Origin of the sequence: Myxococcus sp. AS-1-15 (genome assembly GCF_020037055.1) — a bacterium.
In the GTDB taxonomy this organism is placed as follows: domain Bacteria; phylum Myxococcota; class Myxococcia; order Myxococcales; family Myxococcaceae; genus Myxococcus; species Myxococcus fulvus.
This window is the reverse complement of the sequence record NZ_JAIQDF010000002.1, coordinates 417,479-438,798: the sequence shown is the minus strand read 5'-3', so window position 1 is coordinate 438,798 and position 21,320 is coordinate 417,479. Positions and strand designations below refer to the sequence as shown.

General features: G+C 71.5%; 19 protein-coding genes. 13 read left to right on the top strand and 6 right to left on the bottom strand.

Annotated elements, in window-relative coordinates; translation table 11 throughout:
- The first annotated feature begins 48 nt into the window (after positions 1-48).
- Positions 49-492: an HIT family protein gene (locus tag K8625_RS07565; protein ID WP_223749802.1), complete on the top strand. Its 444-nt coding sequence runs from the start codon at positions 49-51 to the stop codon at positions 490-492.
- 61 nt (positions 493-553) lie between these two features.
- Positions 554-5,209: an AAA domain-containing protein gene (locus tag K8625_RS07560; RefSeq protein WP_223782285.1), complete on the top strand. Its 4,656-nt coding sequence runs from the start codon at positions 554-556 to the stop codon at positions 5,207-5,209.
- A gap of 9 nt (positions 5,210-5,218) precedes the next feature.
- On the opposite strand, the gene K8625_RS07555 is transcribed toward K8625_RS07560, so the two are convergent.
- Positions 5,219-5,803 carry a Uma2 family endonuclease gene (locus K8625_RS07555; RefSeq protein WP_223782284.1) on the bottom strand — a complete coding sequence of 195 codons (585 nt, stop codon included), beginning with the start codon at positions 5,801-5,803 and terminating at the stop codon, positions 5,219-5,221.
- A 181-nt stretch (positions 5,804-5,984) separates the two neighbouring features.
- On the opposite strand from K8625_RS07555, the gene K8625_RS07550 reads away from it, so the two are divergent.
- The 9 genes from K8625_RS07550 (at position 5,985) to K8625_RS07510 (ending at position 17,589) form a co-directional block, all read left to right on the top strand.
- On the top strand, positions 5,985-8,828 hold the full coding sequence (locus K8625_RS07550) for a TonB-dependent receptor domain-containing protein (RefSeq protein WP_223782283.1): 2,844 nt from the start codon (positions 5,985-5,987) through the stop codon (positions 8,826-8,828).
- A complete protein-coding gene (locus K8625_RS07545; protein WP_223782282.1) occupies positions 8,828-9,292 on the top strand; it encodes a GNAT family N-acetyltransferase in 465 nt (154 codons plus the stop codon). The genes K8625_RS07550 and K8625_RS07545 overlap by 1 nt, the downstream gene beginning before the upstream one ends.
- A 150-nt stretch (positions 9,293-9,442) precedes the next feature.
- Positions 9,443-10,663 carry a nitronate monooxygenase family protein gene (locus K8625_RS07540; protein WP_223782281.1) on the top strand — a complete coding sequence of 407 codons (1,221 nt, stop codon included), beginning with the start codon at positions 9,443-9,445 and terminating at the stop codon, positions 10,661-10,663.
- Between the two features lie 102 nt (positions 10,664-10,765).
- Positions 10,766-11,176, top strand: coding sequence for a hypothetical protein (locus K8625_RS07535; protein WP_223749797.1), 411 nt, complete (start codon positions 10,766-10,768; stop codon positions 11,174-11,176).
- A gap of 778 nt (positions 11,177-11,954) precedes the next feature.
- Positions 11,955-14,270: a hypothetical protein gene (locus K8625_RS07530; RefSeq protein WP_223782280.1), complete on the top strand. Its 2,316-nt coding sequence runs from the start codon at positions 11,955-11,957 to the stop codon at positions 14,268-14,270.
- A gap of 58 nt (positions 14,271-14,328) precedes the next feature.
- On the top strand, positions 14,329-14,715 hold the full coding sequence (gene gloA, locus K8625_RS07525) for a lactoylglutathione lyase (RefSeq protein WP_223749795.1): 387 nt from the start codon (positions 14,329-14,331) through the stop codon (positions 14,713-14,715).
- A 129-nt stretch (positions 14,716-14,844) separates the two neighbouring features.
- Positions 14,845-15,684 (top strand): NAD(+) diphosphatase, encoded by an 840-nt coding sequence (gene nudC, locus K8625_RS07520; RefSeq protein ID WP_223749794.1) that lies wholly within the window; start codon positions 14,845-14,847, stop codon positions 15,682-15,684.
- Between the two features lie 74 nt (positions 15,685-15,758).
- Entirely contained in the window at positions 15,759-16,700 is a 942-nt protein-coding gene (locus tag K8625_RS07515) for an oxygenase MpaB family protein (RefSeq protein WP_223782279.1), read from the top strand.
- A 196-nt stretch (positions 16,701-16,896) separates the two neighbouring features.
- On the top strand, positions 16,897-17,589 hold the full coding sequence (locus K8625_RS07510) for a radical SAM protein (RefSeq protein WP_046710670.1): 693 nt from the start codon (positions 16,897-16,899) through the stop codon (positions 17,587-17,589).
- Positions 17,590-17,598: 9 nt separating this feature from the next.
- Here K8625_RS07510 and K8625_RS07505 read toward each other — a convergent pair whose 3' ends face one another.
- Together K8625_RS07505 and K8625_RS07500 are read right to left on the bottom strand one after the other, a co-directional pair.
- Positions 17,599-18,012 (bottom strand): B-box zinc finger protein, encoded by a 414-nt coding sequence (locus K8625_RS07505; protein ID WP_223782278.1) that lies wholly within the window; start codon positions 18,010-18,012, stop codon positions 17,599-17,601.
- 9 nt (positions 18,013-18,021) lie between these two features.
- Positions 18,022-18,303 (bottom strand): hypothetical protein, encoded by a 282-nt coding sequence (locus tag K8625_RS07500; protein WP_046710668.1) that lies wholly within the window; start codon positions 18,301-18,303, stop codon positions 18,022-18,024.
- A gap of 87 nt (positions 18,304-18,390) precedes the next feature.
- Here K8625_RS07500 and K8625_RS07495 point away from each other — a divergent pair, with 87 nt between their 5' ends.
- On the top strand, positions 18,391-18,699 hold the full coding sequence (locus K8625_RS07495) for a hypothetical protein (protein ID WP_223749791.1): 309 nt from the start codon (positions 18,391-18,393) through the stop codon (positions 18,697-18,699).
- 4 nt (positions 18,700-18,703) lie between these two features.
- Here the strand turns inward: K8625_RS07495 and K8625_RS07490 are convergent, their stop codons facing one another.
- The 3 genes from K8625_RS07490 to K8625_RS07480 form a co-directional block, all read right to left on the bottom strand.
- Complete coding sequence (locus K8625_RS07490) at positions 18,704-19,078, bottom strand: hypothetical protein (protein ID WP_141333091.1); 375 nt, start codon at positions 19,076-19,078, stop codon at positions 18,704-18,706.
- Between the two features lie 171 nt (positions 19,079-19,249).
- A complete protein-coding gene (locus K8625_RS07485) occupies positions 19,250-19,504 on the bottom strand; it encodes a GIY-YIG nuclease family protein (protein WP_141333092.1) in 255 nt (84 codons plus the stop codon).
- An 81-nt stretch (positions 19,505-19,585) separates the two neighbouring features.
- Positions 19,586-19,813 (bottom strand): hypothetical protein, encoded by a 228-nt coding sequence (locus K8625_RS07480; protein WP_370640400.1) that lies wholly within the window; start codon positions 19,811-19,813, stop codon positions 19,586-19,588.
- A gap of 236 nt (positions 19,814-20,049) precedes the next feature.
- On the opposite strand from K8625_RS07480, the gene K8625_RS07475 reads away from it, so the two are divergent.
- Positions 20,050-21,069: an alpha/beta fold hydrolase gene (locus tag K8625_RS07475; protein ID WP_223749885.1), complete on the top strand. Its 1,020-nt coding sequence runs from the start codon at positions 20,050-20,052 to the stop codon at positions 21,067-21,069.
- Positions 21,070-21,320 lie beyond the last annotated feature (251 nt).

Here is a 21,320-nt window from a genome sequence, read left to right as displayed (position 1 = left end):
CATCCATTGAGACGCGTTACCTGAGCGGATGGCTGATACCTTGCCCGCATGGTGGATGTGAATGAACCGTGTCTCGGCTGCGCCATCACTCGCGGCGAGCACCGCCCCGTCGGAGGCATCCTGGCTCGCGCTCCCGGGCTCGTGCTGCACGGCGTCGCCGGTCCCAGCCCCGTGCCGGGGTGGGTGGTCATCTCCAGCGAGCAGCACGCCCGCGCCTGGTACGAGCTGGATGACGGGACCTCCCGGGAACTGGGAGCCTTCGCCGCCCGCGTCATGAGGGCCCAACGCGAGGTCCTTGGCGCCGAGCACGCCTATGCCTTCGCCATCGGCGACGTGCTCCGGCACTGCCACCTGCACCTGGTGCCTCGTTTCGCCGGGACGCCCCAGCGCCTGTGGGGCCGCGCCGTGTTCGACGCCCCTGTCGCCGACCACCTGCCCGCCGAGGCGCTGGAGGCCGCCGCTCGCGCCCTGGCCGCCGCACTGTCCGGCTGAGGTCCCCACTCGGGGGGACGTGCTAGACCCACCCTCTCCCTCCTCCCGAGAGGTACCGCCCGTGTCGTCCGAGCCCCGCAACCGCGTCCTCGAGAAGATGCTCGAGCGCCTCTACGCCGCGCTCGCCTCCGGCCCCAGCCTCAACTGCCGCCCCCACCACAGCCGCCAGCGCCTGGACCTGGCCACGCTGACCCGACTCGACGGCACCTCACCTCACGCCGTGCTGGCCGCGCTCCTCGGCGACAAGGCCACCGTCCGGCTCGCCGTGAAGCCTCCCGTGTCCAAGGGGCGTCTGACCGCACCCGGCGGCGCCAGAACCAGCTCCGCTCGCCTGGCCGCCGACGCCCGCGACGAGAACTCCGCCCCGCCTCGTGCGGCGAGCATCTCGACACGCCACGAGGACAAGACCCGCGACGAGAACCCCGCCCCGCCTCGTGCGGCGAGCACCTCGACGCGCCACGAGGACAACACCCGCGACGAGCCTACCCCCCCCGTGGCGGATGATGCGATTGCGCTCGCCGCATCCTCCCGGCCCGAAGGTGAGGTGAGCATCGAGCGCGACACCCCAGCGCTCATCCGCGACGAGCGTGCCTTCGAGGACGAAGACAGCGACGACCGCGCCGCCCCTACCCGCGCCGAGGAGGAGCAACAGGCGCTGCTTCGCAAGCTCGCCGCCATCGTCGAGGACGCGCGCATCTTCGAGCAGGACACCGGCGCGCACGTCCTCCACGTCGGCTTCCCGCTGCTGCAGCTCCCCCCGGGCCCCAAGGACAAGCGCGGCTTCGGCACCCGGCGCATCCTGGCCCCCATCGCCTTCGTCCCCGTGCGCATCACCCTCAAGAAGGGGCGCACCCCGTCCGTGGAGTTCGAGGGCGCCGAGGAAGGGGTCGACCGCGTCGCCCCCAACACCGCCCTCCTCGCCTGGCTGGAACAGCAGACCGGCCAGCGCTTCGGCGAGCTCTTCGCCGACGAGACCGGCGAGGACCCGTGGCGCGAGGTCAACGAGCTGGTCGCCCTCGTCTCCAAGTCGCTGGAGCTGCCCGTCCCCGAGCCCTTCACGGCCCAGACGGCCCTGTCCGCCGTGCCCCGTCCGGACGAGGACGCCGCCACGCAGGCCGCCATCCTCCCCAGCGCCGTGCTCGGCCTGTACCCGCTGTCCAACCAGAGCCTCGTGGACGACATGCGCGCCCTCGTGGACGGCGAGCCCCTCTCCGGCCCCATCGAGAGCTTCCTGCGCGTGGACGTGTCGCTCGACCAGCCCACCCACCCAGGCGGCGGAGAGCGCAACCTGGAGGGACTCAAGCGCGCCGAGGACGAGCGGCTCGTCACCATCGCGGACCCCTGCCAGGCCCGCGCCGTGCGCCTGGCGCGCAGTCGCCGAGGGCTCGTCATCCACGGCCCTCCGGGCACCGGAAAATCCCAGACCATCGCCAACGCCATCGGAGACCATCTCGCCCGGGGTGAGCGGGTGCTGTTCGTCTGCGACAAGCGCACCGCGCTCGACGTGGTGAAGCACCGCCTGGACCACCTGGGCCTCGGCAGCCTGTGCGCCGTCGTGCACGACGCCCAGCGGGACCAGCGCGACCTCTACATGGGCATCCGCGAGCAGCTCGACACGCTGGCGGAGACCCGCACCGACGCCGCCGTCCCGCGCGAGCTGTCCCGCGTGGACACGGAACTCCAGACGCTCCACGACGAGCTCACCACCGCCGAGCACGCCCTCTCCGCGCGCCCCGAAGACGGCTCCGCCCCGTCCTTCCACGAGCTGGTGGGCCAGTGGCTCGCCCTCGAGTCCCCCGAGGCGCTCACGCCCGCCACCGCGTCACTCACCTCCGCGCGCCTCGCCGACGTCACCGCTCGCGAGCGCGAGGCACGCGAGGTGTTCGAGCGCGCCCTCAAGGAGGGCTACCCGGACAACCCCTGGCGCGAAGCCCTGGGCATCGACCTGGCCACCTACCTCGCCACGCCCCTCACCACCTGGCGCGAGCGACTCGGCGCCACCGTCGAGGCGGCCCGTGACGCGGACGCGCTCACCTCGCCGGACATCCCAGCCTTCGGCGCGGAGCCGGAAGCCGAGGGGCTCGCGCGCGCCCACTTCGCCGAACAGCTCGCCCCCGTGTTGGAGACCACGAACCCGGAGTCCCTCGCCCGCTGGGCCGCGGCCTCACCGGACACGGTGCGGACCGCGAAGGCCCAGCTCGAAAGCCTCTCCCCTCAAGTCCAGGTGCTCTCCGAGGGCCCGCTCGACACCGAGCTCGCGCTGATTCACCGCGAGCAGCCGCAGGCCCTGGGTGCCCTGTCCACCGCGCTCGCCACGCTGGGCGCGTACCTGGGCATCGCCCGCAAGTGGTACGCGTTCTTCTGCTTCGCCCGGAAGGCCGGCGCGCGAAAGGTGCTCCAGCAGTTCGGCCTCACCCTGGGCGCGGCCACCGCCGAGCGCGTCCGTCACTTCCTCACTGGCGCCCGCGCTCGCGCGCTCCTGGGCGAGTTCCACCGCGCCACCCTCGTCCCCACCTCCGCGAGCCTGCCCGATGAGACGCTCGCCCGAGATTTGCGCGCCCACGCCGCGCTCTTCGAGGTCCTCGGTGCGCTGGACTCGACGCCACGACTCGCCTCGTGCCGGGACGCCGTGCGACGGGCCCTGACGACGGACGCCGCGACACGCGCCGCGCTGCTGACGGGACTGCGACGCTCCGCCGCCCGGGGCGCGGCCGTGGCGAGGCTGGAGCAGCGGCTCGCCGAGACAGGGCTGTGCTCCTCCGAGTGGCTCACCCTCCGCGTGCACGAACTGCGCGCCGGCGCCCTGATCACTCCCGTCGCCACCGCGCTCCAGTCACGTCTGTCCACGGTGGAGGGGATGCTGCGTCTGCGCTCGCTCCTGTCGGGCATGCCCCCGGCGTTGGCGGCCTCGGTCGAGTCGCTCGCCCGCCTGGGCGCGGACGCGCGGACGGGCTGGACGGCCGTGCTCAAGGCCACGCTCGCCGCCGAGGCGACCTCGCGCCTTCGCGAGGACTCCACCCTCCAGCACGTCGACGCCGAGCGCACCCAGGCCACCCAGGCGCGCTACCGCGTGCTCGAGGAGAAGAAGCGCGGCCTCGTGCGCGACGCCATCCTCCACCAGTGGACGCAGCGCCAGCGTGAGCGGCTGCTCGCGGCCAACGGCGGTCGACTCAACAGCCAGGGCGCGGAGCTGCGCCGACGCCTCATGTTGCGCGGAGAGCGCGCCATGCGCGTGCGACAGGTCATCGCCACCGGCCTGGACATCGACGGCGGAGACCCGCTCTTCGACGCCCGACCCGTGTGGATGGCCAGTCCCCAGACGGTGGCGCAAATCTTCCCGCGCCGCCCCATCTTCGACGTCGTCATCTTCGACGAGTCCTCGCAGTGCCGACTGGAGGAGGCCCTGCCCGTGCTCACGCGCGCCAGGCGCGTCGTCATCGCCGGAGACCCGAAGCAGCTTCCGCCCACGCGCTTCTTCGAGTCCGCCGTGGTCCAGAGCCAGCAGGACACCGAGGCCGAGACCGAACAGGGCCTCTTCGAGGAGCAGCAGTCCGAGGTGGAGGACCTGCTCTCCGCCGCCCTCAACCTGGACATCGACCAGTGCTACCTCGACGTGCACTACCGCTCGCGCGACGCGGACCTCATCGCCTTCAGCAACGAGCACTTCTACGACAAGCGCCTCCAGGCCATCCCCGCCCACCCCTCACACCGCGCGCCGCACGCGGCCCTGCGCCTGCTCCCCGTGGGCGGCACCTATGAGAAGCGCGTCAACCAGGTCGAGGCCCGTGCCGTGGGCCAGCTCGTGAAGGAGCTGCTCGCCCGGCCCGAGCCCCCATCCATCGGCATCGCCTGCTTCAACCTGTCCCAGCGCGATGCCATCACCGATGTGCTCGACGAACTCGCCGCTGAGGACGCCACCTTCTCCGCACGACTCGCCACCGCGCGCACCCGCCGGGGTGCCGGCTCCTTCGAGGGCCTCTTCGTGAAGAACCTGGAGAACGTCCAGGGCGACGAGCGCGACCACCTCATCATCAGCACCACCTACGGCCCGGACCGACAGGGCCGCTTCTACCGCCGCTTCGGACCGCTCGGCAGCGCGGGCGGTGGCCGGCGCCTCAACGTGCTCGTCACCCGCGCACGCCAGCAGGTGCACCTGGTCACCTCCATCCCTCGCGACGCGTACACCGCCCTGCCCCCCGTGGAGCCCGGCCGGCAGCCCAACGGCGGCTGGCTGCTCTTCGCCTACCTCCAGTTCGCCGAGTCCCTCTCCCAGCCACAGCGTCCCACCACGCCCGAGGCCGCCCCCCGGGAGCTCGTCGTCCACGAGCGCGAGACCGACGCGGGCTCCACCTTCGCCCGCGCGCTGGCCCACCACCTGGCCCGCCGCCACCAGGTCTCCTCCGACGTGCACTGGGGCAACGACGGCTTCTGTGTGGACGTGGCCCTGCACCACCCCACCTCGCCCGGCGACGTCACCGTGGGCCTCTTGTGCGACGGCACCCGCTACCCCAAGGCCGCGGACCGCGTGGAGTGGGACCTGTTCCGCACCGGCGTGCTCGAGGGCCAGGGCTGGAAGCTCGTGCGGCTCTGGACGCCCCACTTCTTCCGTGACCCGGAGGGCGCCACCACCCAGGTGCTCCAGCGCGTGGGCGAGGTGCTCATGCGCCAGCCCGCCCCGCTCACCGTGGACACACCCGACAAGCGCGCCCTGCACTGAGCACCCGGCTCAGGGCGACCCGGGCTTCACCTCCGCAGTCAGCCACAGGTCGCCCAGCGCCAGCTCCAGCGCCTCGAAGGGCTCGGCCCGCACCCGCTCGTCTCCCGAGAAGGTGCCGAGCTCGACCCACCGCGCCCCGTCCCGTCGGAACACCTCCAGCGTGCGCGCCTTCGGGTCCACCAGCCACACGTGGCCCACACCCTCGCGCGCGTAGATGCGCTTCTTCTTCACCCGGTCCAACGGCGCCGTGGAGGGAGAGAGCACCTCACAGACCCAGTCCGGCGCGAGCGTGAAATACGGCACGTCCGGGATTTCCGGCATCCGCTCCCTTCGCCAGGCCGCCAGGTCGGGCACCAGCACGTCCTTGCGGAAGTGCAGCTCCGGCTCCACGAGGAACCACCACCCACCGGGCCCGCCTCGTCCCCGCTCGAAGGGACCATAGAGCTCGCCATACAAACCCGAGTTGGCCTTCGCATGCGGACTCGCCGGCCGGGGCATCACGATGAGCTCCCCGTCGACTATCTGCCCGACCACATGCTCCGGCAGTGCGAGCAGGTCCTCGTACGTCGCCGGTCGCTTCGGTCCTTCTCCCATCGCCTTGCTCCTCTCACCGCCCGCACCCCACCCCTCCAACATCCGCGCCGCCTCCCCGAAGTGGAACCCCACCCCATACCGCGTGTCCACTCATTCCTACTTCATGGGTCTGACATCTGAACCCCCACCCAAAAGCCCCCATGGACCTCCCATTCCATAGAGGGAAGAATGTCGCCGCCCCATGGTTCCCTCACGCTCTGGCCTGCTCGTCCTGTCGCTCCTGCTCCTGTCCTCCCCTTCGTGGGCGGACAACAACGCCGACGAGGCGGATATCGCCTTCGAGCTGGGCAATGACGCCTACGCCAAGGGGCAGTACACCGAGGCGCTGCGCTCGTACTTCACCAGCTACCGGCTGGTGCCCAACCGCAACGTGCTCTTCAACATCGCCCGCTGCTTCGAGGCGCTGGGCAAGTTCAACGAGGCGTACCGCTACTACAACGACCTGCTCACCGAGGACTTGCCCACCGAGGACGCCTCGGAGGTCTCCCGCTCGCTGGACCGGCTGCGCCCCAAGGTCGCGCTGGTGAAGGTCACCACCGTGCCCAAGGGCGCGGACGTCTACGTGGACCGCATGGACCTGGGCAGCCGGGGCCGCTCGCCGCAGACGCTCGCGCTGTCGCCGGGCCGGCACAAAATCATGGTGAAGAAGGACGGCTACCGTCCCACCGAGGCCACCGTCACCGTGGCGCGCGGCAAGGAGACGGAGCAGACCTTCGACCTGTTCCTCATCACCGGCGGCGTGGAGCTGACCGGCACCCCCGAGGGCGCCGAGGTGCGTGACGCCCCCAACGGCCCCGTCATCACCAAGCTGCCCGGCCGCGCCCGCCTGCCGCCCGGCCAGCGCATCCTCTACGTGCGCGCGCCCGGCTACGCCCCCGGCCAGTACGTGGTGGACGTGCCCGCCGACGGCAGCGTGCCGCTCTCCGTGTCGCTGCGCGTGCAGGACCGCCCCTCGGGCCGGCTCGTCGTCACCGCCAACCGCGACGGCGCCACCGTGCGCGTGGACGGCCAGCCCGCGGGCTTCACGCCCACCGTCGTCACCCTCCCCGAGGGCGAGCACCAGCTGGAGGTCGAGAGCCGCGAGGTGCGCCCCCTGCGCCAGAAGGTGACGGTCATCGCCGACCAGGAGGTGAAGGTCCACGCGGAGCTCAGGTACGCGCCCCCGCCCGTGCGCGCCGCGTCCAAGAGCCTGGTCGCCGTCGACGACGCGCCCGCCTCCACCACGGTGCTCACCCAGGAGGAGCTGCGCGCGTTCGGCTGGCGCACGCTCGCCGAGGCGCTGTCCGGCGTGCGCGGCTTCTTCCTCACCGACGACCGCACGTACACCTATCTGGGCGTGCGCGGCTTCTCGCCCCCGGGCGACCTCAACACGCGCATCAGCATCCTCTGGGACGGCCACCCCATGAACGACGTGTGGGCCGGCCAGGGCTTCGCCGCGCACGACTTCAACGTGGACCTGCTCGAAATCGAGCGCATCGAGGTGGTGCGCGGCCCGGGCAGCTCGCTCTACGGCACCGGCGCCTTCTTCGGCGTCATCAACGTGGTGCCCCGCGAGTCGCTCGGCCAGGACAAGCACCTGGAGGTGACGGGCGCCGTGGGCGCGCTGGGCACCACGCGTGGACACGCCACGGCGGCGTGGGCGAACGGCAACCGCTCCATCCTGGTGAGCGCCGCGGCCCTGACGGCCTCGGGCGCGGACACCACGCGGCTGCTCGCCGACCGGGAGTACCTGGTCACCGGCCTGGACGCGGAGCGAGCCGCCACCGGCTCCATGCGCGCGCGCGTGGGCGACTTCGCCTTCCAGGCCATGCTCAACGTGCGCTCCAAGGAGCTGCCCACCGCCCCCTACGGCACCGTCCCCGGCACCGAGGGCAACCGCGTGAAGGACCTGCGCTTCTTCGCGGAGGGGCGCTACGAGCACGAGTTCTCGGAGAACTTCAGCCTGTCCGCGCGCGGCTCGTTCGACCTGAGCCGCTACGACGGCATCTACGTGTACCAGGAGTCGGCCGGCGGCCCGCGCGAGGAGACCGGCGACGCGGACTGGGTCAACGCGGAGCTGCGCGCGCGGGTGGGGCTGTTCGAGGGCAACCGGCTCACCCTCGGCGTGGAGGCCCAGGGCCAATTGGGCGTGCGGCAGTCGACGAACCCCGGCCCCATCCTCGAGACCAAGACGCGCACCATCCTGTCCGCGTACCTGCTCGACGAGTGGAAGCTGCACCCCCGGCTGAGCCTGTCGGCGGGCCTGCGCCTGGACAAGTACACGGACGTGGACGAGACCCCCATCACGCCTCGCGTGGCGCTCATCGCCCGCCCCTACGACGCGGGCCTCACCAAGCTGGTGGCCGGTAACGCCTTCCGCGCGCCCACCATCTACGAGCTGCACTACGCGGACGGCATCACCCAGGCCGCGCCGGAAGCGCTGGACCCGGAGACCATCACCACCTTCGAGCTGGAGCACGGCCACGATTTGACGGACGAGCTGCGGCTCACCGTGGCCGGCTACCACAACCGCATCTCCAACCTGGTTCGGCTGCAGGAGGAGGCCAACCCCTCCGGCCAGTGCGGCACCAGCACCCAGTGCCTCGTGTTCGGCAACGACAGCGGCACCACGCTGGCGTGGGGCGCGGAGGCGGGCGTGCACTGGCAGCCGGGTCGCTACCTGCTGGTGGACATGAGCTACTCGTACGTGCGGCTGCGCAACGCCTCGGACGAGGTGGCCGCCGCGGCCCCCGCGCACCTGGTCTCCGGTCGCCTGCTGATGCCCATCGGCGGCGGCGATATGCGGCTGGCCACCCAGGCCACCTACCAGAGCGCGCGCCCCACCGGAGAGGGCGGCGCCGACAGCGGCGAGGCGCTGCTCATCAGCTTCGGCCTCTCCGGTGACTACGGCCCGCTGCGCTACTTCGCCGGCGTCCACAACCTGCTCGACACCAGCTATCGGATTCCGGTGTCGGACGAGAATTCCATCGCGCCGGTGCCCCAGTACGGTCGCACCTTCACCCTGCAGCTGACCGGGACGTTCTGATGAGCGGGTCCGGCGCCGCGCCGTCCGAGCTCGCGCTCGACTTCATCGAACCCGGCCACGCGCTGTATGCCGGGGAGCTGGAGCTGCGCTTCCGGGTGCTGCGCGAGCCGCTCGGCTACACGCGCGAGCAGGTGACGTTCCCCTTCGAGGACACAAGCCTCCATCTGGTGGCGCACGTGGGCGGACAGGTGCGCGGCTGTGTCCTCTTCCATCCCGAGGACACGCACGGAGGCCGGCTGTTCCAGATGGCCGTGACGCCCGAGCTCCAGGGTCAGCGGCTGGGCGCCCGACTGGTCCGGACGTTGGAGGCGGAGCTCGTGCGGCGAGGCCTCACCCAGGTCCACCTGCATGCCCGACAGGTGGTCGTCCCCTTCTACGAACGGCTGGGTTATTCCACGTACGCGGAAGCGTTCCTGGAAGTCGGCATTCCACACCGGCACATGCGGAAGTCACTCGGGACGTAGGCGCGGGAGCGGTGCTCACCAGCGGACACCGGCGCATGTCGTCGAGCATCCGGGCGGACCATCGCCGTGTCGCCCCCTGACCTCAACAACCGGGGGATGCTGGTAACCTTTCCAGCGCGGTCAGCGAGCCAGCGACATCGAGGAGAGACGATGAACGGAACGAACGACGGACGCGGCGCGCCCCCTTCCCATTGGGCCGGCCCCTCGGGAGCTCCCAGAGACAGCGAGCTGGAGGACGAGGGCCTCGCCTCCGACGCGGAGGCCGAGCGCGCGCCTCGCCGCCCCATCCAGGTGATGGAGGACAACACGCTGCACACACGGCTGACGAAGGACCTGGGGGTGCACTACCCCTTCGTCAGCGCGGGCATGGCCTTCGTGGCGCTGCCGCCGCTGGTCATCGCGGTGTCGGAAGCAGGTGGCATCGGCATGCTGGGCTCGGCGCCCGAGCCCGCTCCGTTCCTGCGCGCTCGCATCCAGTCCATCCGCGCCGGCACGCAGCGGCCCTTCGGCGTGGACTTCATCCTGGACCATGCGCGGGCCGGGGACCTCACCACGCGCGAGCACATCGACACGTGCATCAGCGAGCGTGTCCCCGTGGTCGCGTTCCACTGGGCCCTGCCTCCGGCCGCGTGGGTGAAGGACTTGAGGGCCGCGGGCATCCGCGTCTGGGTGCAGGCGGGCTCGGTGGAGTTCGCGAAGGACGCGCTGGCGCTCGGCGTGGACGGGCTCATCGCGCAGGGGCGACAGGCGGCGGGCTACAACCGGGGGACCACGCCCACGTTGAAGCTGGTGCGGGAGCTGCGCGCGTTGACGAGCGAGCTGCCCCTGTTGGCCGCGGGAGGCATCGCGGACGCGCTGAGCGCGGCGCGCGCGATGTATCACGGCGCGGACGGCGTCTGGGTGGGCACGCGCATGGTGGCCTCCGTGGAGGCATACGCGCACCCGGGCTACAAGCAGCGCCTGGTCGACGGGGACGCGCGCGACTCGGACTTCACCACGCTCTTCGGTCCGGAGTGGAGCGGCCCGAGGCAGCGGGTGCTGCGCAACCGCGTGGTGCGCGAGTGGGCGGGCCGGGAGGCGAAGGCGCCGACGCAGACGCAGGACACCATCGGCACGACGCGGCTGTTCCCGGGGCTCGCGGGTGGTGACGCGCTGTACACGATGCCGCGCTTCAGCGCCTTCGTGCCCACGCCCGACACGCAGGGGGATTTGGAGGAGATGGTGCTGCCCGCCAGCGGCTCCAGCATGGCGCGCATCGAGAGCGTGCAGCCCGCCGGGCAGATCGTGGTGGAGATGATGGAGGGGGCGCACCGGCTGCTCGCGAACCCGTACGAGCTGGAGGCGGACACCGACGAGAACGACCGCTCCTGAGGCCGGACGGACGGCGCTCCGCCCGCCTGGTCTCGGGCGGAGGATTCGGGTGATGCGGCCGTGGGAGTTGGAGTAGGAACCCATCGACGACGGGTGGGCTCCATGACGATGACGAAGACGCAGGCGCACTGGCGACGCGTGGCACTCTCGGGATGGCTCGGGCTCGCGCTGTGCGGCGGCGTGGTGGTGGCGCGGGCGGTGACTTCGGAGGTGAGGGCCCCCTCGCGGCGCCTGTCCCCGGAGGAGCGCGAGCTGCTGGGCAGGATGGCCGCGGAGGCCGAGCCCCACTGGCGGCGGCGCTCGATGCACTCGTTCCCCGGCGACCACTGGTCCCAGGATGACGACTTCGGCGCCTCCGAGCGCGGCTGGGTGATGAGCGAGGCGCGACGGCGCGATGTGCCCGTCACGGACGTGTTCGACGCCATCGACACGGAGCTGCGCGCCTCGTCGCCCGTGACGGCGCCTCGCAAGGCCACCGCGAGCCCGTGCAAGCCACGGCCGTTCTACGACTGATGCGCGGCGAGACCTCTCACCTCGCGTGGTCCGCGCGTGCCTCGCGCGACGGCGGCGCTCGCGAGCGGGCGGATGAGGAGTGCGCTCCGACGCAAGGGGGCTTCCGGCGCGTGACGTCGCCCGGGGCAACCGGAGCGCTTGGCCTCGCCGGTTGCTCACTGCAACCACGGTGGGCAGCGACAGTCGCTGACCTCCCGATGCCACGGGCGAGCCTCCCACACGAGGCGTCGCCCGGGACGGACGGAGCGCATCGCCCCGCCGACTCCTCACTGGCTCCTTGGTGGGAGCCGCTGGCCGATGCGCTCTCGCCGATGCGCGGGAGCACCTCACACGTGACGTCGTGTGGAGCCGATGAAGCGCTCCGTCCTACCGCTTCCTCACTGCATTCTGGGTGGGCGGCGACGGCCGATGTTCACTCGCCGATGCGCGGAAGTACCTCGCGCGTGACGCCGCCCGGAGCCGATGAAGCGCTCCGTCCCACCGCTTCCTCACTGAATTCTGGGTGGGAGCCGCTGGCCGATGCGCTCTCGCCGATGCACGGGAGCACCTCACACGTGACGTCGTACGGAGCCGATGAAGCGCTCTGCCCCACCGCTTCCTCACTGCATTCTGGATGGGCGGCGACGGCCGATGTTCACTCGCCGATGCGCGGAAGTACCTCGCGCGTGACGCCGCCCGGAGCCGATGAAGTGCTCCGTCCCACCGCTTCCTCACTCCATCCTCGACGGATGCGAGCCACCTCTCCCGCTCTCGCGCTCCACGGCGCGCCCCTTCGCGCATGACGACCTCGTCCCACGGATTGCTCCGCGCCGTGCACCGCGCCGCCTCGCTCACCAGCGTGCGCCTGGCCCTCTTCGGCGTCATCGCGCTCATCGCGTGCTGGCGGCCCCTGTCCGTCGCCGGCGGGCTGAACGACTTCCGCGACTCGCACCTGCTCGACTCGTACGAGGACGCGGGCACCCGCAGCGTGACGAACTACGGACAGCTCCCGCTGTGGAACCCCTGGTCCTGCGGCGGCCAGTACGCGCTCGGCAGTCCGCAGACGCGCGTCTTCGCGCCCACGGTGCTCGTGTCCTCGCTCATCGGTCCGCGCCGCGCGGAGCCCGTGCTGCTGTGGATGTTCCTCGTGCTCGGCATGGAGGGCTTCTTCCACTACGCCCGACGACGCGTGGGCTCCGCGGCAGGCGCGCTCGGCGCCGCGCCCCTCTTCGGGTTGATGGGCTTCACCGCGCTGTCCTGGTCCATCGGCTGGCTCAACTTCGCGGGCTTCCTCCTGCTGCCGTGGCTGCTCGTCGGCACCCGCCGCGCCGTCGAGGGCAGACTGTCCGGCGCCGCGCTCGTGGCCGCCGTCTTCTCCCTGCTGCTCGCCTTCGGCGGCACCTACCCGGTGCCCATGGGCGCCCTCTTCGTCGTCCTCGAGACGGGCCGCTCGCTCTACGCCCTTCGCGGCACGCCCCGCCGCCTCCAGGCCCTGTGGTCCCTGGGCGCCACCGCGTGCTTCACGCTGGCCGCCTGCGCCTTCCGCCTGTGGCCCATCCTCGAGACGATGCGCTCCTCGCCGCGCGTCATGGCCGGCACGCCGGGCAACGACCTCACGCCCCTCGTGAAGATGCTGCTCGAGCTGCCGGCACGCTCCGGCTACAGCGATACCGGCAACTTCTACTTCGCCCCCGCCGCGCTCGCCCTCGCGCTGCCGGCCCTCGCCTTCGCGTGGCGTCGCGCGCTGTATCCCGCCATCGTCGCCAGCCTCTGCGCGTGGATGGCCGCGGGCTACGCGGCGTCACCGTCGCTGTTCGCGGGCCTGCGCACGCTGCCCATCTTCGAGACGTTCCGCTACCCCGAGCGCTTCCTCGTCCCCACCTGCTTCTTCCTCGCCGAGTTGGCCGCGCTGGGCCTCGCCGTCCTGCTGGCGCGCACGTGGCGCTCGCCCGCGCGGTGGACCTGGGCCGCGGCGGCCGCGTGCGCGGTGGCCCTGGCGAGCTGGGGGCTCCAGCTTCGCGCCTTCGACAACCTCTCTCACTGGGCGCAGATGATTCCGCAGCCCGTCGAGAAGGAGCAGCCCTTCGCGCAGGCGCGCGGCAACCGCTGGTCCCAAGGCCACCTGCTCGCGCTCAACCGAGGCTCCATCGCCTGCGGTGAAGCGTGGCCCGTGCCCATGTCCTCCAAGCTGCGCGGCGACCTGAACCAGGAGGAGTACCTGGAGGAGCCCGGCTCCGGCACCGCGCGCCGCGTGGAGTGGACGCCCAACCGCGTCACCGTGGACGTGGAGGCCACGCGGCCCACCGTGCTCCTGGTCAACCAGAACTGGCACCCCGGCTGGAAGTCCTCACAGGGCGAGGTCGTCTCGCGCGACGGCCTGCTCGGCGTGCGCGTGCCCGAGGGTCGCCATCAGCTGGTGCTGAGCTTCCTGCCCCGCTCGGGGCTCGGCGGCACCCTGGTGTCCGTGCTCGCGTGGGTGGGGCTCGGCTTCCTGTTGTGGCGCGAGCGTCGGGGACAGCGGCTGTCCTGGCCCGCGACGGTGGGCGTGGCCCTGGTGCCCCTCGTCGCGTGGGGCGCCGTGGCCACCGCCTGGAGCGAGCCCGTGGCGAAGCCGGACCCGCGCAACCAGGATGGCTCTCCGCTGACGGTGGCGCAGCTGCCCGCGAAGGCCACGCCCATCAACGCACGCTTCGGTGTGCCCGTGGAGCTGGTGGCCGCGGAGATTCCCGAGGAGCCCGACGCGGAGGGCATCGCGTCCATGGTGCTGAACTGGCGCGTGACGGGGCCGGTGCCGCGCTCGGTGGGCATCTTCGTGCACATCGTCGCGGCGGATGGTCGTCGACTCGGCGCGGACCACGACGTGGTGGGCGGCACCTGGTTCTTCACCGACGCACCCAGGGACACGCTGCTGCGCGACGCGTTCTCCGTGTCCACGCGCGGCTGGCCCCAGGGCGAGTGGACGGTGCTGGTGGGGCTGTGGCACGCGGGCGGCGACCAGTCGCGCGTGCCCCTGCTCGAGGCGCCGGGACGGCCGATGTCCGATGGCCGGGTGGCCGTGGGGACGTTCACCGTTCCACGGAAGGTCCGGGCGAACGAGTCCTCCGTGAACCCATAGTCCGAGTGCCGACAGCCCGCGCGAGACGCGCGGCGCCCGGGGCGTTATGAAGCGCGGCATGCGAATCCTGCACACCATGTTGCGCGTGGGGAACCTGGAGAAGTCGCTCGACTTCTACACCCGGATCATCGGCATGACGCTCCTGCGCCGCCGTGACTACCCCGATGGGAAGTTCACCCTGGCCTTCGTCGGCTTCGGCCCCGAGGACACGCACCCCGCGCTGGAGCTCACCCACAACTGGGGCGTGGAGAAGTACGAGCTGGGCACGGCCTACGGCCACGTGGCCCTGGGCGTGAAGGACATCCGCAAGACGTGCGACGCCATCCGCGAGGCCGGCGGCAAGGTCGTCCGCGAGCCGGGGCCGATGAAGCACGGCACCACCGTCATCGCCTTCGTCGAGGACCCGGACGGCTACCGCGTCGAGCTCATCGAGCAGGGCACCTGAAAGCCCCCGTCCCCACGCGAGGGAGGGCTGACGTGACGTCCCAGCCCCCGCGCCACGAACCCGTGAAGCCACCCGGGGCCCCCGGAACGAGTCCTGCGTGCGTGGGCCCGGCCCATTAAGCTGCCCCCCGTGAGCCCCACCCCCATCTTCCTCCCCAGCCACGAGCCGCCCGCGCGTCCTCGCGACAACGCGCTGCTCTTCCTCGCGCGCGGCATGGAGCTGCTCATCTCCGAGCGCGATGGCGCCATCGTCCTGCCCACCGGCGCGGCGTTCCCCGACGTCGTCCCGGCGGCGCACTACCTGGGTACGCTGGACGGCGTGGACTGCTACACCGCGCCGCTTCCCCGGGACTTCACGCCGCCCGAGGGCACCACGCTGGTGCCCGCCCGGGCGCTCTACAAGCGGCTGGACGAGGTGCGCTTCGCCATCGCGGGGCGCGCGCTCGCCATCTCCGAGTGGGACGTGCAGCACCGCTTCTGCGGACGCTGCGGCCAGCCCACGCAGCTCGTCTCCGGGGAGCGCGCCCGCAGGTGCCCGGTGGACAACACTCCGTTCTATCCGCGCATCTCCCCCGCGATGATTGTCCTCGTCACCCGGGGCGACACGATGCTGCTCGCGCGCAACTCCACCCTGCCGGAGCCCATGTTCAGCACGCTCGCGGGCTTCGTGGACGCCGGTGAGTCGCTGGAGGAGTGCGTCGCGCGCGAGGTGAAGGAGGAGGTCGGCATCGAGGTGAAGAACATCCGCTACTTCGGCTCGCAGCCCTGGCCCTTCGGGCGCTCGCTGATGGTGGGCTTCACCGCCGAGTACGCGGGCGGCGACATCCAGGTCGACGGCAAGGAGATCGCCGAGGCCCACTGGTTCCACCCGGACAACCTGCCCCGCGTCCCGCCGCGCCTGAGCATCGCCCGACACCTCATCGACGCCTTCGTCGAGCGCGTGAAGGCCCGCCCTCCCACCGGGCGGTGAGCCCGCGAGTGCCAACAAGCGGGCGCCACGGGCATTCGGTACAGTGCCCGCCAGCTCTCGCAGGAGGGACCCGGATGAAGCGCTTCGCGCTGCGCGACCGAACCGACCGCCTGGACGCGGTGACGCAGTACGAGGACATCGTCCGCATCCTCGCCACCCAGGAGTTCCCCTGGGACATCACCCAGGCGCTCAGCTTCGCGCTGTTCCGCACCTACGCGGTGCCGAGCATCGGCGTGCTGCTGCACGACACCGGCGAGTTCACCGCGCGCCCCCAGAAGCGCTACGACGACACCGTGCTCATCCTCGACGCCATCCTCGAGCACGGAATGGCCAGCACCGCGGGGCGCACGGCCCTGCGCCGGATGAACCAGATGCACGGCGCCTATGACATCTCCAACGATGACATGCGCTACGTGCTGTCCACCTTCGTCGTCACGCCCGTGCGCTGGCTCGCGGAGTTCGGCTGGAGGGCGCTGACGCCCCACGAGGTGACGGCGTGGACGCACTACTACCGCGCCATGGGTCGCCACATGGGCATCCAGGACATCCCCGGGACGTACGAGGACTTCGTCACCCTCCTGGACGACTACGAGGCGAAGCACTTCGCCTTCGACTCGCGCAGCCGCGCCGTCGCCGACGCCACGCTGGAGCTGCTCACCACCTTCCCTCCGTCGAACCTCGCGCCCAAGCCGCTCGTCACGCTGTTCGCGCGCACGCTCATGGAGGATGCGCTGCTGGACGCCTTCCACTACCCGCGCCCGTCCTCGCTCAGCCGGAAGGTGTTCCGCTCCGCGCTGTGGCTGCGCGGCCGGTTCGTGCGCTACGCGCTGTCGCCTCGCGAGACGCCGCTGTTCGGGCGCGAGGGCTCCAACCTGCGCACCTACCCCCAGGGCTTCGACGTCGAGAAGCTGGGCACCTTCCCCAAGGGCTGCCCCGTGCATCACCACCGCCCGGCCGCCGCCCCCACCGCGGAGCCCGAGGCCGCTCCGCCCCGTCAGGGCACCGCCGGCACCTGAAGGCCTGGGCGCACCCGGGCGTCCGGACAGCCGCAAGTCCTCCAGATTGCTCGGGGTTCCCGCCCCCTGGAGCCCTGGGGCCGGGCGGGGAATCCGGTGGCGCGGCCGGGGCGTTGGCTCGGGATTGGGGGAGCGGCTTGACCTCGTGGGCTGACTGGGGTTGAAGCGCCGCTCCCTCCCGTCTCACGAAGAAGCCATGCCCGCCGCGCGCCCGCACATCGAGCCCCGTCTGGTCCCCACCGCCGACTCCGTGGTGGTGAAGGAGATCTACCTCTCCCTCCAGGGCGAGTCCTCGCACGCGGGCCTGCTGTGCGCCTTCGTCCGCCTCACCGGCTGCCACCTGCGCTGCACGTACTGCGACAGCGAGTTCGCCTTCCACGGCGGCACGCGCATGAAGAACGCGGACGTGGTGGAGCAGGTGAAGGCCCTGCGCACGCCGCGCGTGGAGGTGACGGGCGGCGAGCCGCTCTTGCAGCCCGGCGTGTATCCGCTGATGCAGTCGATGCTCGACGCGGGGCTCATCGTGCTGCTGGAGACCAGCGGCGCCATCGACGTGCGCCTGGTCCCGCCGGCGGTGCACAAGATCGTCGACATGAAGACGCCGTCCTCGGGCGAGTGCGCGCGCAACGACTTGCGCAACTTCACGTCGATGAACGCCAACGACGAGGTGAAGTTCGTCATCGGCTCGCGCGAGGACTACGAGTGGTCCAAGGCGCTCATCGCCGAGCACCGCCTCACCGAGAAGCCCTTCTCGCTGCTGTTCTCCACCGTGTTCGGCAAGCTGCACCCGCGCGAGCTGGCGGAGTGGACCATCGAGGACCGGCTCTCCGTCCGCTTCCAGCTCCAGATGCACAAGTACATGTGGGACCCGAACGAGCGCGGCGTCTGACGACGGGCCTCACCTGTCGATGGCGAGGAACAGGAACATCGCCACCCAGACGAGCACCAGCAGGAGCGTCAGCCCCCCCAGCACCCAGCCGACGCGCGCGGGCCACTTCCCCCGGACGGGGCTTTCGGCCCTGCGGATGCGCCCGGTCTCACGCAGCCCCAGCACCATGGCGCCCGCGCCCGCCACCAGCGTCGGAAGGGGAATCCCCAGCGAGCACGGCAGGAGCACAAGCCCCGCCACGCCCAACCCCAGCGCACCCCAGGCCACGCGCGACGCGGGCCCGTCCATGCGCAGCCGCGCCCGGCACGGCTCGCACACGGAGCCCTCCGGGACCAGCTCCACGCACTCGGCACACAGGAAGGTGCCGCAGCGCGCGCAGGTGGCGACCGCGGGCTCTTCCGGATGAAGGCCGCAGCGCGCCACGGCGGAGCGTCAGAAGCCCGGCGGAGGGAAGCGGATGGGCGGCGGCGCGAGCGCATGCGCGCCCAGCCCCAGGAACACCGCCGCCAGCGCCGCACACGACACGAAGCCGGCGACGATGAAGCCCTTGTGGCGGTGCTCGAACTGGCTGAACGCGTAGAAGAACACGTAGCAGGGGATGAGCAGCACCATCACCCCCGTGCCCACGCTGCGACGGAAGGCGTGGACGAGGAGGAAGGCGGCGCACACCAGCGCGACGAGACTGAACAGGAGGGCGAGCGGGAGCAGCGGCACGCCCCTCCCTTAACACGTTCCCCCCTGGCCCGCGCGCCGTGCACATACTAAGCACGGCCCGCCGTCCTCCTTCCGAGGTGCTTGCCCATGAACGCCGCCAAGACGCTGCTCAACTTCGTCCTGCTGGGAACGCTGCTGGGCGTCCTCGTGGCGTCCTGGGTGGGCCCCAACTACCTGGGCTGGTACAACGAGACGCCGCTGGCCAGCCAGACGATGTGCAACCTGCCCGAGGTGATTCGCAACGTCACCACGGACCTCATCCACTACCAGACCATCGGCGCCGGCGTGGGCGCCTTCATCTTCCTGGTGCTGGGCGTGCTCTTCGTCATGCGCGCCAACCGCAAGGCCCGGGACACGGGCGCTCCGCCCCCGGCCGCCCCCCAGACGGCCCCCTGAAGCACTACGGCACCCGCACCAGCACCGACGGCGCCGTGCCGAGCAAGCCGCCGCCCTCGTTGTCCACCACGTTGACCTGCAGCAGGAAGTGCTTGGGCCCATCCACGTCCGGCGCCGTCCACGTGGGGGCGCGCGCGTGAGGGTCACTGAACCGGCCCGCGGGCTCCGCGGGCGACTGCGTCCAGTAGTACTCCATGCCGTCCCCGTCCGGGTCCTTCACCTCGAACAGCATCTGCACCACCTCGCCCGGCGCCACCGTCTTCGGGCTGGGGATGGGCCCGGCGGTGACCTCGGGGGAGTGGTTCACCACCATCCCGCAACCGGTACCCAGGGCGGAGATGACCAACGCGAGGAAGACTCCCGAACGAGACCGAAGCATGACCGACCCCTGCTGTGAGGAATGACTGCACGGTAACGCGTGGGCCGGGTTTCGTGTATCGGCATCCGGAACGGAAAAGACCCGGATTCCGGGATGAAAACACATGCGCGGAGAAAGGCTCACCGAGCAACAGACATCCCCGCTCCGAGGTATGACGTCGAGCCGCCGCCTTCAGCGCGGGCGGCGCCTTGCGGGTGGACGGGCCGCCTCCACCATCAGCAGCTTGTCGCCCCGGGACAGGCGCTTGATGGCGGCCTCCCGCCGCAGGGCCGCGCTCCGGTCCTCGGCCGCCTCGCTCCAGACGAGCGTCACCGGCAGCCGCGCCCGCGTGTAGGCCGCGCCCCGCCCCCGACCATGGGTGGCCACCCGGCGCTCCAGGTTGTTGGTGGCGCCGGTGTAGAGCGAGCCATCACGGCAGCGCAGCATGTAGACAGTCCAGCGGGGGGCGTCGTCCGGCACGGGGGGCGCCACTGTAGCGCCACGCCGCGCCCGGCGCGCCCCCGGACGTCAGGTGGGCAGGCGCCCCTTGCCCCCACGCCGCAGGGTCAGCTTCGGCAACCTCAGCCGGAAGCGCTGCCGCTCCGGAGGAGGCTCGCCCACCCTCGCCATGACCGCCGACACCGGGGCCAGCGGATCTCCCCGCCACGCCGCCAGGATGTGCTGCTCGCTCACCAACCCCATCAGCCCGCCCCCCTCCCCCACCACGCCCAACAGCTGTACCTGGTGCCGCTCCATCACCCTCAGGGCACGCAGGAGGGTGTCTGTGGGAAAAACGGTGGCGATGAAGGATGACAATGCTTCCTTGATTGCCCGGTTTTGCCGCATCCAGTTTCCTCCGAACGGATATGCCTACATCTCCTTGCAACCCCCCTGCCGACAGGGGTGACTGCCCAGGATTGGACACGGCAACGAGCCCTGGACCGGCGTAGAGTAGGGGTGTGACACGTAGACAGGCGGCGCGGCTGGGGCGGATGGCGGACCTCTTCTCGCGGACGATGACGCGCGGAAAAGAGGGGCTGCTGACGCTGACGTTCCGCCCGGACGAGCTTTATCGGGTGCCCACGGACGACGGCGCGGCCATCTCGTTGGGGCGCTACCACGCCCGAGGGGAGCGCCGGCACGCCGAGCCCGTCATCCTCTGCCACGGGCTGGGCGCCAACCGCTTCCACCTGGACTTCGACGAGCAGTACAGCCTGGCCCGCTACCTGGCCCGCTCGGGGTTCGAGACGTGGGTGATGGAGCTGCGCGGCCGGGGGCTGGCGGGCGACTGCTCGGACTTCACGTTCGATGATCAGGCCGAGCACGACGTGCGCACCGCGCTGCGCACCGTGGTCTCCACCGGTTCCAAGGAAGTACTCTGGGTGGGGCATTCCAAGGGCGGGCTGATGCTCTACGCCCACCTGGCGCGAAATCCGCAAGCGCCGGTGCGCGCGGCGGCCATCCTCGGCAGCCCCTTCACCTTCGCGGTGCAGCCGGGGCTGCGCACCTTCATCCAGAAGGTGGAGCCGCTCCTGCGGCTGAAGGTCATCCCCACCGGCCGCGTCACCAGCATCGCGCTGCTCGGCGCGCCGCCGGGCCCGCTGAGCCGGTACATGATGCTGGCGGAGAACATGGAGCCGGACGTGGTGCGGCGCGCTCTGGCCAACGTGCCCGCGAACATCTCCGGCGGCGTGGGGCGCCAGTTCGCCCGGTGGATTTCGACCAACCGCTTCACCACCTACGACGGCGGCTTCGACTACCGCGAGGCTTTGTCGAACGTGCGCATCCCCTTCCTGCTGCTTGCGGGGAGCAAGGACCTGCTCGCCCCGCCCATGTCGGTGGCGCGGGCGAAGGAGGCCCTGGGCGGCCCGGTGAAGTTCCTCGTCGCCGGGCGGGGGCACGGCTTCGGCGCGGACTACGGGCATGCGGACCTGGTGCTGGGCCGGCGCGCCCCGGATGAAATCTTCCCCCTGGTGGAGGCGTTCCTCTCCGCGCACGCCACCCGGCCGTGAGCCGGCCGACGTGAGGGCCTGGGCCCGGGTTGTCCCCTCCTCGGCCGCGTGCTACCCCGCTGAGCCTCTCCCCCATGAGTCTGTTCCCCCGCCTCCCACGCCCCGCCCCGCTGGCCGCCGCCCCTGGTGGACACGTGCCGGCCGAGCGCGCCCGGGACGGCGGGCGGCGCGACGACGGGGCGTCCGACAGGGCGCACAGCCCATGAGGGCTCGCTTGCCAGCTCGGGGGGCCATCCCCACCTTTGGGAGTC